Origin of the sequence: Rhizobium sp. SG741, from assembly GCF_012275435.1 — a bacterium.
Lineage (GTDB): Bacteria > Pseudomonadota > Alphaproteobacteria > Rhizobiales > Rhizobiaceae > Rhizobium > Rhizobium lusitanum.
Genome location: NZ_JAAZQP010000001.1, coordinates 864,281 through 877,230, shown reverse-complemented (window position 1 = coordinate 877,230; position 12,950 = coordinate 864,281). Strand labels below are relative to the sequence as shown.

The window sequence follows — 12,950 nt, the reverse complement described above, 5'->3', positions numbered from 1 at the left end:
CTGATAGCCTCAGCCTTTCGCCGTCTTGATATCGAGCACGCGGTTTGCCGCCGAGACGATCGCTTCCAGGGAGGCGGCGACGATGTTGGTGTTGATGCCGGCACCGAAGAGCTTGCCGCCCGGATAGGAAATCTCGACATAGGAGATCGCCGAGGCGTTGGAGCCATGCTGCAGCGAATGCTCTGAATAATCTTCGACGGACATCGGAACGCCGAGATAGATCGAGAGCGCGTTGATGAAGCCGTCGATCGGGCCGTTGCCATGCCCTTCGATACGCTTCACCTCGCCATTGTCGGTAATCTCGGCGGCGACGATGCGCTGACCCTTACGCTCGGGATCGGCGAAGGTGTGATGATCGACGAAGCGAAGGCGGGCACCCGGCTGCGTTACGTAGCGCTCGATGAAATGCTCGTAGATGCGCTTGGATGGCAATTCCTTGCCTTCCTCATCGGTGATGCGCTGGATCTCTTCGCGATATTCCACCTGCAGATTGCGCGGCAGGTTCAAACCGTAGTCCTGCTGCATGATATAGGCGATGCCGCCCTTGCCGGATTGCGAGTTGATTCGGATGATCGCCTCATAGGTGCGGCCGACATCCTGCGGGTCGATCGGCAGATAGGGCACTTCCCAGACCGGATGGTTGGCGACCTTGGCAGCTTTCATGCCCTTGTTGATCGCATCCTGGTGCGAGCCGGAAAAGGCGGTGTAGACCAATTCGCCGACGTAAGGGTGACGCTCGCCGATCGCCATCTGGTTGGAATATTCGAAGACTTCCTTCATGCGCTCGATGTTGGAGCAATCCAGCTCCGGATCGACGCCTTGCGTGAACATGTTCAACGCCATGGTAACGACATCGACGTTGCCGGTGCGCTCGCCATTGCCGAACAGAGTGCCTTCGACGCGGTCGGCGCCGGCCATCAAGGCCAGCTCGGCGGCGGCGATGCCCGTGCCGCGGTCATTGTGCGGGTGCAGAGAGATGATCAGGTTTTCGCGATTGTCGAGATTGCGGCACATCCATTCGATCTGGTCGGCATAGATGTTCGGCGTCGCCATTTCCACAGTCGACGGCAGGTTGATGATCAGCTTGTTATCCGGCGTCGGCTTCATCACGCCGATCACCGCGTTGCAGATCTCCAGCGCCACGTCCAGCTCGGTGCCGGTGAAGCTTTCCGGCGAATATTCGAAGCGATAGCCGCCGCCGGCCTTGGCCGCCATGTCGCTGATCATCTTCGCCGCATCGACGGCGATCTGCTTGATGCCCTGCACGTCCTTGGCAAACACCACGCGGCGCTGCAATTCGCTGGTGGAATTGTAGAAATGGACGATCGGCTTGTTGGCGCCTTCGAGAGCCTCGAAAGTGCGGGTGATCAATTCCGGGCGGCACTGCACCAGTACCTGCAGCGATACGTCGTCAGGCACGTTGCCCTGCTCGATGCACCAGCGAGCAAAATCGAAGTCGGTCTGCGAGGCCGAGGGGAAACCGATCTCGATTTCCTTGAAGCCCATGTCCAGCAGCAGCTGGAACATGCGCGCCTTGCGGTCGTGACCCATCGGATCGACCAGCGCCTGATTGCCGTCGCGCAGGTCGACGGAACACCAGATCGGCGCCTTGGTGATGACCTTGGACGGCCATGTCCGGTCGGGAATGTTGATCTGGGGATAGGCGCGGTATTTCACCGTTGCTTCGGGCATGCCTTTGGGGGAATGGCTGTTTGCGTCCATGGTTTCGTCTCTTCCTTTCCCGTCATTTATCCCGCGTCTTAGCCGATCGGATGCGGCTTGGCGATGACAAATGCGGACCCCTCGCGGGTGTACTGTCGATTTTAGGGTAAGTCGCGAGGAGCGATGGCCAGCGGGCTTTTCGGCCGCCGGGCGCTCCTCAAAGGACCCGGCAACCGCGCGTAAGGCCGAGGAGGAGAAGCGATGTCAGGGCGCGCGTATTGTCACGCAGGGCGAAGCGCCCACGTGCAATCTGTTCGGAAATCTTTGCGCCAGTCAACTTCATGGTCGCGCTTATAGCCGCGCGACAACAAAGAAGCAACCCCCTGCTCACTTCTTCAGCAGCTGCACGCCGCGCGACAGCGCCATCATCAATCCGCCGGCAAGCAGGCCCCAGAAGGCGCCGGAAATTCCGCCGAAGGAAACACCCGATGCCGTCACCAGAAATGTAATCGCGGCAGCCTCGCGCGATTCCGCCCGCTGGAAAGCATTGAGGGCTGAGTTCGACAGCGCGCCGACCAGCGCCAAGCCGGCGACCGCCTCGATCAGGATCTGCGGTGCCAGCGCCACGAAAGCGGTGACGGCACTGGCGAGCAATCCCAGGACAATATAGCCGATCCCGGCAACGATCGCAGCCCAGTAACGCCGCTTGGGATCCGCATGCGCATCCTGGCCGGCGCACATGGCGGCCGTGATCGCGGCAAGATTGACCGCATGGCCGCCGAAGGGCACGGCCAACAGCGAAAACACACCGGTGATCGCAAATAGCGGGCCCGGCTTGGGATCGTAGTGATGGACCTTCAGCACCGCGATGCCGGGGATATTCTGCGACGCCATGGTCACGATGAATAGCGGCAGCGCGATGGAGATGAGGCCGGCGATGGTGAAGACCGGTTTCACCAGTTCCACAGTCGGCAACAGCGAATGCTCGAGCGAAGCGAATGCGCCATCCGGTATTTTCACGCCGAAGGCCAGCACCAGGGCGAAGGCGGCAAGTGCCGCCGGCACTGCCCACAACCGCTTGAAGGAGCCGACAATGATCCAGGCAAGGATAATCGGCAGGCCAAATGCGGGATTGAAGGCAATCGCCTTCACCGGCGCAAAACACAGGCCAAGCAGCACGCCCGAAAGCATAGCGTTGGCCAGCGGCGCGGGGATGGAAGCCACCGCACGGCCGAACGGCCGGAACAGCCCGGCAATGACGATCAGGACACCGCAGATGAAGAAAGCCCCGACCGCCGCTGGAAAGCCGCCCTCGATCGCACCGGCGCTCGCAAGCAGCGCTGCGCCGGGCGTCGACCAGGCAATGCTGATGGGCAATCTGGTCACCGCGCTCAGCACGATGGCGCAAAGGCCCATCGCAATCGAAAGAGCCATCAGGCCGGACGCCGCCTGGGCATCCGTCGCGCCGACGACCTGCAGACCGTGGAAGACGACGGCAAAGGAACTGGCAAAGCCGACAAAGGCCGTGAGGCACCCCATGAACAGGCTTTGGATGGAGAAATCTTTGAGCATGGCGGCGAAGACTCAGGGCGGAAAAGACGATTGAGCCCCCATGGAGCATCACAAGCAGCGGGCGTGCAAGTGCAGTTCCCGGGCAAAGTGGCAACGATGACAGCAAGACCGGCCATCGGCGAACGGTGCCGAAGTGGACAATGCAACTTGCCGGCCCTCGACACATGATCATCGCAGATCACTAAACATGCACAAACATGCAGATTGACTCTCTCGTTTCTGCACGTTAATGCAAATTCATGAGCAATTCACTTCCATTGTCCCGCCGCGACGTCATAGAAGCACGGCTTGCGGACGGACGGCAGATCGTCGCCGCATCGCTTGCGGCCGAGTTCAACGTTTCCGAGGATGCCGTGCGCCGGGATCTGAGGGCGCTTGCCGCCGAGGGCAAATGCCGGCGCGTCTATGGCGGTGCGCTTCCTCTCCTGACGCCCTCGCAGCCCATCTCTGCGCGGATCGGGCAGGCATCCGATCGAAAAAGGGCGCTGGCGCGAGCAGCCGCCAGCATGATCGAACCGGGCGAGTTTGTATTTCTCGACAGCGGCAGCACGAACCTTGCGATCATTGACTTGCTGCCGAAGAACAGCGAACTGACGATTGCCACAAACTCCATCGACATAGCGGCTGCCATCATGAACCGTGGCGACTTCGAGCTCATCCTCATCGGCGGCGCGGTCAATGCCATCGTCGGAGGCAGCGTCGACGCGACGGCGGTCGCAGCCATCGAGAACATGAATATCGATCGCTGCTTCGTGGGTGCGTGCGCGGTTTCGGCGAGAAACGGCATCAGCGTGCATGAACACGCAGACGCCATTTTCAAACGGACGCTCATCAAACGCAGCGCGTCGCGCATCGCCATAGCAACGTCAGAAAAGTTTCACGAGCGTGCGGCGCATCGCATCGGCGGTGCCACCGACATCGATTGGCTGATTGTCGAAGACGACCTGCCAGCTGGCGACGTGGAAGCCGCGGTCGAAGCTGGTTTCGCTCTCGTGAAGCCGAACGACATCATTTCATCGTCCTGATCTCGAAAGACGGGGAATCATCATGCAATCCGCTGATCGGCCGGAAACTCGGCTGGCAACACGACTGGCTTTTTTGATCGCGGGATTTGGTCTCGCTTGTTGGGCTCCCCTCGTCCCCTTCGCCAAGGCCCGGCTCGGGGTCGATGACGGTGTGCTGGGCATATTGCTGCTTTGCCTAGGCCTCGGCTCGGTCGCCGCGATGCTTGCCACCGGCATGTTGAGCGCACGCTACGGCAGCAAACCCATCATTATTGCGGGCGGATTGGGGCTCGCGCTCACCTTGCCGATCCTCACCATAGCCAGCACGCCATTCACGCTGGGCATCACCCTCGCCGTGTTTGGCGCATCGCTCGGATCACTCGACGTCGCGATGAACATTCACGCTGTCGAGGTGGAAAAAGGCGCCGGCCGGCCTCTGATGTCGGGCTTTCATGCTCTTTTCAGCATTGGTGGCTTTATCGGCTCGTTGCTGGTGACGTTGTTGCTATCCGTTCACGCCGGCCCTCTGGTCGCAACATTGCTATCTTCTGCCCTGATGGTACTCGCCATGGTCGTCGCATGGCCCCGGCTGCTCAGGACCGTTCCGTCGGAGGATGCGCCGCTCTTCGCCATTCCCCGCAGCTTTGTTTTGCTGCTTGCCGTCCTCGCCGCCATTACCTTCCTCGTCGAAGGCGCCATTCTCGATTGGAGCGCCCTGCTGCTCACCACGCAAGGCAGGGTCGAGGCCAGCCATGGCGGCCTCGGCTACATGCTGTTTGCGATTGCCATGACAGCAGGGCGCCTGGCCGGCGATACCATCACGGCGAAGCTCGGCGACAGGGCGATCATGCTATGGGGCGGCCTCGTCGCGGTGGCCGGTTTCGTCGTTCTGCTGCTGAGCCCGATCGCGATCCTTGCCATGAGCGGCTTTCTGCTGATCGGGCTTGGCGCCTCCAACATCGTGCCGGTGCTCTTCCGCAAGGGAGGGACGCAGACGGTCATGCCGGCGGGGCTGGCTGTCGCCGCAATCACCATGTGCGGATATGCGGGCGTGTTGATCGGGCCTGCCAGTGTGGGCTTCGTCGCGAACCATGTCGGCTTGCCCGGCTCATTCTGGATGCTCGCCATATTGCTGTGCGCCGCACCTCTATGCGCCGGCATCGTTACCCGCCCCCAGGGCCAGGAGGACGCAAATGCGCATCGCTCATACCGCTCTGTGGACACATGATATCGACGCCGCAGCGGCGTTCTGGATGAAGTACTTCGGAGCGACCGTCGGCGAGCCCTATCACAGCCAGCGCCGCCCCGGCTTCATCTCCCGCTTCGTGCATCTGTCTGCGGGGCTCGACCAGGTCGAACTGATGACCGGCCCATGGCTTCCAGCCGATACGCATGACGAACGCGTCGGTTGGGGCCATATCGCAATATCGCTGGGCGACCGGGCGGCGGTCGATGCGCTGGCCGAGCGATGCAAGACGGATGGCTGCCTGAAATCCGGGCCCCGGACAACGGGCGACGGTTTCTACGAGGCGGTTATTACCATGCCGGACGGCACTCCGATCGAGATCACGACGTAGAAAGCATTGCAGGCCGGACGACGCTCGTCATCCGAATTTTTCGAATTCGCCGCCCTCGGAAACGTTGCACCCTCCCAAGCGGCGAACGCTGGCGGCGGCCGATCCCGCCGCCAGCACCCTCTTCTGGTCAAGGACATGCCGGTTGTGAAACCACTTCACCAACAGTGCATGCCGGCAAATCCTCAGTTCATAAGCCTTAATGGTGCGCTCTCCGGCTGACCGGCGACTTCAGAGAGTTATAAACTGTTCGAGAATGTCTTGTAGAGCCGTTGCTTTCGCATGGCGGCCAGTTGGGCGCTCTACGAGATGGCAGTGATCTCAAGCTCTTGATCACCCACGCTGACGACATCTCCGACAGCCTTGCCGATCAGAAGCCTTGCCACCGGGGATACGAAGGAAATCGAACCGGCCTTGGGGTCCGCTTCATCCTCTCCGACGATGCGATAGGTCTGCACGCGCCCATCGTCACGGCTGAAGGTCACCGTGCTCCCGAAGGCGACGGTGTCAATCGAAGTCGGGTCAGGGACAAGCTGAGCCGTGCGAACTCTTGCCGCAAAGTAACGCAGATCTCGCAAGGGGCTTGCTGCCTGCCGGCGACGTTCGTTCACGTCTTCGATTGTGCTCGAAGCATCGTAAGCCTCGCGCGCTTGCTGGAGCTGCAACTCCAGAGCCTTCAACCCCGCTTCCGTCACAAGATTCGGATGCGCCGAAATTGGGCGATCAGGAATCAGGGTTTCCGAAGCGGTTTCGAAACTCTCTTCCTTGGTGAAGGCAACAGCCAATCTCGAACTCCCTTCGGGCGCGGCGCGTTCTTGCAGCACATCGGGACGATTGCCGCTGCGCTGTTAGAACCATAAATACACCGACAATGGACGAACCGCCAATCTTGACCCATCGGTGGTCGATATCGCCCCACGGACTGCGACGTTTCCGGTCGTCACGGACGACAAGAATAGTTCAGCTTGGAACAAGGCTGGCTTCGGCTGCCGATGCCTGCCCGGTGGAAAGCGCTTCCCTTACTGCCAGCGCGGCCATGGCGAGGGCGGCCTCGCGGGTCGCGGCGGCGGCGATGAAACGGCCATTGTGGCAAAAGCTCGCGCCCTCTACGCCGCAAGCCGCCTCCAGATCACCATTTGTCAGGCCAGCCCAAGCCGCAGGCAGATCGGCCCGCAGCTCAAACCCTTCCTGGGCGCGGCGGATACCGGTCAGGCACCAGTCCTTTTCGCGCGGGTGAACGACAAACAGCAAATGATCCGCGCCCGCCTTCACGATGGCCGGACGGAACGGCATTCCCATCGGGAGTTCTAGAACTCGCCCCTCGCCGGTATCCACGATTGCCTGGTGCACAAGTGCCTCGGCCCGCAATTTTGCAGCACTTTGACCTATCCTTGCCTCAACGAAACTACGTGCGATGGCCAGCGCGGTGTGGAAGCCGCGATCGTCGGCTTCGGGATCGGTCTCGTCGAACACCGGTTTTAAGGTTTCCAGCAGCGCCGGCAGCGTGAGCCCGGCCAGCGGCCCGGCAACGGAGGGGCTGAGCGCGCCATTGTCCACCAGATCGACCGGCAGCACAAAGCTGGCATCGAACGAGGCATGTACGGCATCGATATTTGCTTCAGGAAGACCGAAGGCGGCGAGATAATCACGGCCATAGTGCTTCCAGATCAATCCGAACGAACTGTAGGGTTGGCCATCGTCCCGCAGCGGCGCACCGCGCTGATGGTGATCGTAGATCCGCTCCGCGGCATCATATTTTCCGCCCACATCGTAGATGATGCGGTCGGCGCCGGGTGCGATCCATTCCTGCGCCCTGCTGCGGATGAGGCGAGCCTGCGGGAAGAGCCGGCTCAGAATGACGCTGGACAGCAGCTCGTCGGCATGGAAGCCACCGGAATGGGTGACGAGGAAATCTGGGATCATGCCGGGATGTGCCTTGTTGTTTGCGGAGGATCGTCTTGAGGTTGGCACCAGATAGCCGTTGCTGGACGTCAGCTCAACCCGTCATTCGCTCTTCTGGTGCGTTAGTCGTTCCCTACCTCGAGCGGCAATACGGAACGTTTCGAACGGGGTGGATCGGTGTCTGCGTTGGGCAAGGCAGCCGTGGTAAACAGCTTTCACCGCACAAAAAGCCCTCGCCTGCCTGCCGGCAAACGAGGGCTCTCGATAAGCAGAATCTGCTAGATCAGATTTCCGCCTGCGACGTCACGATGCGCGAGACCAGACCATAGGTCTTGGCTTCCTCGGCGGACAGCCAGTAGTCGCGGTCCGTATCCTTGGCGATCTTTTCGACCGGCTGACCGGTGGCTTCCGAGAAGATCCTGTTCAGGCGCTCGTTCATCTTGATGATCTCGCGCGCCTGGATCTCGATGTCGGAGGCCATGCCGCGCGTGCCGCCGGACGGTTGGTGCAGCAGGAAGCGGGTGTTCGGCAGGCAAACACGGCGCTCCTTGGGAACCGAGACATAGATCAGCGCACCGGCGGAAGCGACCCAACCCGTGCCGATCATCCAGACCTTCGGCTTGATGAACTTGATCATGTCGTGAATGGAATCGCCTGATTCGACGTGGCCGCCGGGCGAATTCACATAGATGCGGATGTCTTCGTCGCTGGCGGCGGCGAGCGCTACGAGCTGCGCGCAGGTCTTCTGCGCCAGTTCCTGCGTGATGCCGCCATAAATGAAGATCGAACGCGACTTGAAAAGATTCGCCTCCGCGTCCTTGCCCAAGGGCAGCTCCGTCTTCTTGTCTTCCTGTTCGTCTTCGTCGTTCATTCAACTCTCCAGCAGATGCGTCGTTCACCGCACATAGTGCGACTCAATCCGTAAAACAATGCCGGAAAAAGACAAGGCGGGAATAGCACCAGGGAACATGGTGTTATGGCTGCGGATTACCGAAATGTAACTTGAAAGGCTTTGAAAAGCCGACATTGGATCCTACGTCAGGTCAGCGCGATGAGGATCGCGTCCCAAATTTGCAGCAACAGATAGCCAAGGAGGCCATCATGTCGCCTGAAGAACGTCAACTGCTCACCTCTCTCTTCGACCGCGTGCGCGCCGCATCCAGCGCTCAACGCGACGCCGATGCGGAGACCTTCATCAACCAGTCGGTTCGCGACCAGCCCTACGCGCCGTATTTCCTGGCGCAGGCCGTTATCATGCAGGAACAGGGCATGAAGGCTGCCGCCGATCGCATCCAGCAGCTCGAAGCGCGCGTGCACGAGCTCGAGCAGCAGGGGGCCGACAGCCATCCGCAGGGTCAGAGCGGCGGTTTCCTCGGCGGGCTCGGTTCCCTCTTCGGCGGTGGCCAGCCGCCGCGCGCGCCGGCGCCTCAGGCCGGATATCCGCAACAGCAGGGTCGTCTCTATGATGATTATGCCCGCAACGCCCAACCGCAGCCAGGCCCATGGGGCGGCCAGCAGCCGCAGCCATCCGGCCCGTGGAGCCAGCAGGCAGCAGCCCCCTCGGCCGGCGGCAGTTTCCTGCGCGGCGCTCTCGGCACGGCAGCCGGCGTCGCCGGCGGCGTGATGCTGGCGGAATCGCTCTCCAGCCTGTTCAGCCCGCATCTGGGCGGCACTGGCGGCGGTCTCTTCGGTGGAAATTCCGGCAGCGGCCTCTTCGGAGGCACGGCGGCCAATGCAGCCGAACAGCCAGTGCAGGAAACGATCATCAACAACAACTATTTCGGCAATGACGATAATAGCGATCCGAATGATCAGAGTGCTGCCGATTACGCCCAGGACGCCGCGCAGGACGCCCAGGACGACGCCAATGACGATTCGTTCGACAATGGCGGCGACGACAGCTCGTTTGCCTGACACCAGGCTACCGTGAGCTCAAAGAAAAAGCCGCCATCAGACGGCGGCTTTTTGTTCAGCCTCGACCACGATAGGGCTGCACGCCCTGATCCGGCAGCCATACGCCTTCCGGCGGCTTGCCGGTCTGCCAGAAGACGTCGATCGGGATGCCGCCGCGCGGATACCAGTAGGCGCCGATGCGCAACCACTTGGGGTCCAGCAGTTCCACCAGACGCTTGGCGATGTAGATCGAGCAATCCTCGTGAAATGCGCCGTGGTTACGGAAGGAATGGAGGAAGAGCTTCAACGACTTCGATTCCACCAGCCATTCGTTCGGCACGTAATCGATGACGATATGGGCGAAATCCGGCTGACCCGTCATCGGGCAAAGCGAGGTGAATTCGGGCGCCGTGAAGCGGACGACATAATCGGTGCCGGCATGGCCGGACGGCACTTTTTCGAGAACGGCCGCTTCTGGGTTCGCTGCCGTTTCTGTCTGGCTGCCGAGCATCGACAGGCCGGAAACATCGGTATTGGGCATATCAGGCCTCCTTGATCACTTTGACGCGGATGCCGTGGGCTTTCTCGCCCTCGGGCTCCACATGAATGGTTATTTCGGCGCCCGCATGGATCACCCGTATGGCGTCTTCAAGGCGGTCGCAGATGCGATGCGCGTCACGCACCGGCATGGCGGCGGGTACTACCATATGGAAATCGACAAAGGTCACGGATCCCGCCCGGCGCGTCTTCAGATCGTGCACGCCAAGCGACCCCTCGGCATTCTTGGCGATCGCATCCTTGATCGCGCTCTCCTCCTCCGGCAACACGGCCTTGTCCATCAGCCCGTCGATGGAACTGGAGATGACCATCCAGCCCTGATAGAGAATGTTGATGGCGACAAGAATGGCAAGCACGGGGTCGAAGATCGGCTGACCAGTGCCAAGCGCCAGCAGCAGGCCGATCAGCACGCCGATCGAGGTATAGACGTCGGACATGATGTGCTGCCCGTCCGCCAATAACGCCGGCGAGCGATGCGCTTTGCCCGCGCGGATCAGCGTCAAGGCCCAGACACTGTTGATGACGCCGGCGACGACGTTGATCGCAAGTCCGAGCGCCGGCGCCTGCATCGGCTGCGGATTGCCCAAATGCCCCACCGCTTCCTGCACGATCATCAGCGCCGCAACGATGATCATCGCCCCCTCGGTGACGGCGGAAAGATATTCCGCCTTGTGATGGCCGAAGGGATGATCGTGGTCGGCCGGCTTCTGCGCGTAACGGATGACAAAGAAGGCAATCAAGGCGGCGACGACGTTGACGAGGGACTCCAGGCCGTCGGACAAAAGCGCCACGGAGCCCGTCAGCCACCAGGCCAGCATCTTCAACCCCATGACGCCAAGCGACAGCGGAATGCCCCACAGGGCGAGCCGCCTGATCGTGTCGTTTCCTTGCCCGCTCATACCCTTCTCCGATATCCGCGCGCCATGCATATGCGAATGAATTGCAAAAAACGCGCCGTTGAAATGCAAAACCGCCCGCGCGAGTTTCGCGCAGGCGGTTCATTGACGGGTTATATGATGCACGACGCCTCATTTGTCAAAGGAGGCGGCGCATTTCTCAGCACAATTCCTCCCGAGCGGGCGGTTCAAACGAAGAGCGGAGCATGAGGAGAAATCCACTTGAAACGACGCTTCGCGGCAATTGGAAGCCGATTATATGCTCGCCTGTGAAGAATCGTGCTGGTAGTTTCGCTTGCGATCGCGCACTAAGCTGTGCTTCAGCCCGATATGCGAAGGTGGACGGCATCGACCGACGAACCGCCGCTCCCTCACGAAACCATGGTTGAACATGTCTGCTCTTGACGACCCCACCGACGCTAATCTTGCGCCCTCCATCGCCGATGCTCCGGCAGGCGTATCGGATCATCTGATCGCGGCCGGCGCGTTCTCCGAGGGAGAGCGCAACGCAGTCTATCGCGCCATCGAGACCCGACGCGACGTGCGCGACCAGTTTAGGTCCGACCCGCTGCCGGAGGACCTCGTCAGGCGATTGCTGCAGGCGGCCCATTCCGCCCCCTCGGTCGGCTTCATGCAGCCGTGGAACTTCATTCTGATCCGTCAGCCGGAAACGCGCGAACGCGTCTGGCAGGCGTTCCATCAGGCAAACGAGGAAGCCTGCGCAATGTTCGAGGGCGATCGGCGCGCGCAATATCAGCGGCTGAAGCTGGAGGGCATCCGCAAGGCGCCGCTCAGCATCTGCATCACCTGCGATACCACGCGTGGCGGCCCTGTGGTGCTTGGCCGCACGCATAATCCGGCGACGGATGTCTATTCGACCGTCTGCGCCGTCCAGAATCTCTGGCTCGCCGCGCGCGCCGAAGGTGTCGGCGTCGGCTGGGTCAGCATTTTCCACGAAGAGGCCATCAAGACGATCCTGGGCATACCCGAGCACGTCAAGATCGTCGCCTGGCTGTGCGTCGGTTATGTCGACGAACTCTACGACATGCCGGAACTTTCCGTGAAGGGTTGGCGCGACCGGCTGCCGCTCGACAGGCTGATCTTCGAGGAATGCTGGCAGGATGGCGAGGAGCCCTAAGCTCCGTCATCATCACCGATAGTCCGAATATCACGATTTGAATGCCACAAACGAGATCACGTTCCCGTCCGGATCGCGCACGTGAAAATCGGTGCCGCCCCACGCCTGCTTCGCAAGCGGCTGCGCAAACTCCACGCCCTTGGCCTTGAATTCCTCGAATAGTCCCTGGACATTGGAGACCTCGATCGAAGCCAGGATCAGCGACTTCTCGCGCGCGGCGGCGGCCGCAAAAAATGGCTGATGGACGAGCCGCAAATGCAGGCAGATACCGTCACGCGAAACCGCGCCATAGAAAGGCGGTGCGCCGTGTAGGAAATCCACCAGAAAGCCCAGCCTATCCCCAAAGAAGGCCGCGCTCGCGGTCACGTCCCGCACGAAGAGGATCGGAACCACATTCATAATGGCAGGCGGCTCCGGCGAAGCGGTCGGCACCTTGGGCGCATCCACTGCCACGGCTTTCAGCTCGGCCCAGCTCTTGTGGCCCGCTTCGACGGCGACGATTTCCTGCGCCAGTGTCAGTGGTAACTTCATCGCCAAGACCTCGCGGTCGGTCAGCGATTTGAAGCGCTCCAGCGTTCTAACTCTTTCTCCGATGGAATAATCGCCGTCACGGTGCCAGCGCAGCAATAGCTTGGCTTGTTTGCGATAGGTATCAAGGGTCGGCATGGGCACATTCCTGCTGAGGGTTGTCAGCGGGCGGGCTTAGCCCTTTCGGCCCCAATGCCGATGTGCCCCACGGGAACGTGAAAAG

General features: G+C 61.1%; 13 protein-coding genes. 5 read left to right on the top strand and 8 right to left on the bottom strand.

Annotated elements, in window-relative coordinates:
• Positions 1-9 precede the first annotated feature (9 nt).
• Positions 10-1,722 (bottom strand): 2-isopropylmalate synthase, encoded by a 1,713-nt coding sequence (gene leuA / locus FHT29_RS04465; RefSeq protein ID WP_037194779.1) that lies wholly within the window; start codon positions 1,720-1,722, stop codon positions 10-12.
• Positions 1,723-2,049: 327 nt separating this feature from the next.
• A complete protein-coding gene (locus tag FHT29_RS04460) occupies positions 2,050-3,234 on the bottom strand; it encodes a benzoate/H(+) symporter BenE family transporter (RefSeq protein ID WP_168599238.1) in 1,185 nt (394 codons plus the stop codon).
• A gap of 239 nt (positions 3,235-3,473) precedes the next feature.
• Here FHT29_RS04460 and FHT29_RS04455 point away from each other — a divergent pair, with 239 nt between their 5' ends.
• Genes FHT29_RS04455 through FHT29_RS04445 form a run of 3 tightly spaced genes read left to right on the top strand, consistent with a single transcriptional unit; the run spans position 3,474 to position 5,815 of the window.
• Positions 3,474-4,259, top strand: a complete 786-nt coding sequence (locus tag FHT29_RS04455; RefSeq protein WP_168599237.1) for a DeoR/GlpR family DNA-binding transcription regulator — start codon at positions 3,474-3,476, stop codon at positions 4,257-4,259.
• A 22-nt stretch (positions 4,260-4,281) separates the two neighbouring features.
• Positions 4,282-5,466, top strand: coding sequence for an MFS transporter (locus FHT29_RS04450; RefSeq protein WP_037194782.1), 1,185 nt, complete (start codon positions 4,282-4,284; stop codon positions 5,464-5,466).
• Entirely contained in the window at positions 5,432-5,815 is a 384-nt protein-coding gene (locus tag FHT29_RS04445; RefSeq protein ID WP_037194783.1) for a glyoxalase/bleomycin resistance/extradiol dioxygenase family protein, read from the top strand. The genes FHT29_RS04450 and FHT29_RS04445 overlap by 35 nt, the downstream gene beginning before the upstream one ends.
• A 299-nt stretch (positions 5,816-6,114) precedes the next feature.
• Here FHT29_RS04445 and greA read toward each other — a convergent pair whose 3' ends face one another.
• The 3 genes from greA to FHT29_RS04430 all read right to left on the bottom strand — a co-directional run bounded on the left by greA (position 6,115) and on the right by FHT29_RS04430 (position 8,585).
• The gene (greA, locus tag FHT29_RS04440) at positions 6,115-6,597 is read right to left on the bottom strand and encodes a transcription elongation factor GreA (RefSeq protein ID WP_037194784.1); all 483 of its coding nucleotides are present in this window, start codon (positions 6,595-6,597) and stop codon (positions 6,115-6,117) included.
• Positions 6,598-6,772: 175 nt separating this feature from the next.
• Positions 6,773-7,735: an MYG1 family protein gene (locus FHT29_RS04435; RefSeq protein ID WP_037194785.1), complete on the bottom strand. Its 963-nt coding sequence runs from the start codon at positions 7,733-7,735 to the stop codon at positions 6,773-6,775.
• A gap of 262 nt (positions 7,736-7,997) precedes the next feature.
• Positions 7,998-8,585 carry an ATP-dependent Clp protease proteolytic subunit gene (locus FHT29_RS04430; RefSeq protein WP_037194786.1) on the bottom strand — a complete coding sequence of 196 codons (588 nt, stop codon included), beginning with the start codon at positions 8,583-8,585 and terminating at the stop codon, positions 7,998-8,000.
• Positions 8,586-8,815: 230 nt separating this feature from the next.
• Between FHT29_RS04430 and FHT29_RS04425 the strand changes: the two genes are divergently transcribed.
• Entirely contained in the window at positions 8,816-9,628 is an 813-nt protein-coding gene (locus FHT29_RS04425) for a DUF2076 domain-containing protein (protein WP_047562962.1), read from the top strand.
• Between the two features lie 55 nt (positions 9,629-9,683).
• On the opposite strand, the gene queF is transcribed toward FHT29_RS04425, so the two are convergent.
• Together queF and FHT29_RS04415 are read right to left on the bottom strand one after the other, a co-directional pair.
• Positions 9,684-10,148, bottom strand: coding sequence for a preQ(1) synthase (gene queF, locus FHT29_RS04420; protein ID WP_037194787.1), 465 nt, complete (start codon positions 10,146-10,148; stop codon positions 9,684-9,686).
• Between the two features lies 1 nt (position 10,149).
• On the bottom strand, positions 10,150-11,064 hold the full coding sequence (locus tag FHT29_RS04415; RefSeq protein ID WP_037194788.1) for a cation diffusion facilitator family transporter: 915 nt from the start codon (positions 11,062-11,064) through the stop codon (positions 10,150-10,152).
• 388 nt (positions 11,065-11,452) lie between these two features.
• Between FHT29_RS04415 and bluB the strand changes: the two genes are divergently transcribed.
• Positions 11,453-12,199, top strand: coding sequence for a 5,6-dimethylbenzimidazole synthase (gene bluB, locus FHT29_RS04410; protein ID WP_234903740.1), 747 nt, complete (start codon positions 11,453-11,455; stop codon positions 12,197-12,199).
• A 30-nt stretch (positions 12,200-12,229) separates the two neighbouring features.
• Here bluB and FHT29_RS04405 read toward each other — a convergent pair whose 3' ends face one another.
• Positions 12,230-12,865, bottom strand: coding sequence for a glyoxalase/bleomycin resistance/extradiol dioxygenase family protein (locus FHT29_RS04405; RefSeq protein WP_047562638.1), 636 nt, complete (start codon positions 12,863-12,865; stop codon positions 12,230-12,232).
• Positions 12,866-12,950 lie beyond the last annotated feature (85 nt).

Coding starts and splice junctions, on each gene's coding strand:
- FHT29_RS04430 (WP_037194786.1), bottom strand. CDS start 8,585: ATGAACGACGAAGACGAACAGGAAGACAAGAAGACGGAGCTGCCCTTG.
- FHT29_RS04425 (WP_047562962.1), top strand. CDS start 8,816: ATGTCGCCTGAAGAACGTCAACTGCTCACCTCTCTCTTCGACCGCGTG.
- bluB (WP_234903740.1), top strand. CDS start 11,453: ATGTCTGCTCTTGACGACCCCACCGACGCTAATCTTGCGCCCTCCATC.
- FHT29_RS04455 (WP_168599237.1), top strand. CDS start 3,474: ATGAGCAATTCACTTCCATTGTCCCGCCGCGACGTCATAGAAGCACGG.
- FHT29_RS04435 (WP_037194785.1), bottom strand. CDS start 7,735: ATGATCCCAGATTTCCTCGTCACCCATTCCGGTGGCTTCCATGCCGAC.
- FHT29_RS04405 (WP_047562638.1), bottom strand. CDS start 12,865: ATGCCGACCCTTGATACCTATCGCAAACAAGCCAAGCTATTGCTGCGC.
- FHT29_RS04415 (WP_037194788.1), bottom strand. CDS start 11,064: ATGAGCGGGCAAGGAAACGACACGATCAGGCGGCTCGCCCTGTGGGGC.
- FHT29_RS04450 (WP_037194782.1), top strand. CDS start 4,282: ATGCAATCCGCTGATCGGCCGGAAACTCGGCTGGCAACACGACTGGCT.
- FHT29_RS04445 (WP_037194783.1), top strand. CDS start 5,432: ATGCGCATCGCTCATACCGCTCTGTGGACACATGATATCGACGCCGCA.
- queF (WP_037194787.1), bottom strand. CDS start 10,148: ATGCCCAATACCGATGTTTCCGGCCTGTCGATGCTCGGCAGCCAGACA.
- FHT29_RS04460 (WP_168599238.1), bottom strand. CDS start 3,234: ATGCTCAAAGATTTCTCCATCCAAAGCCTGTTCATGGGGTGCCTCACG.
- leuA (WP_037194779.1), bottom strand. CDS start 1,722: ATGGACGCAAACAGCCATTCCCCCAAAGGCATGCCCGAAGCAACGGTG.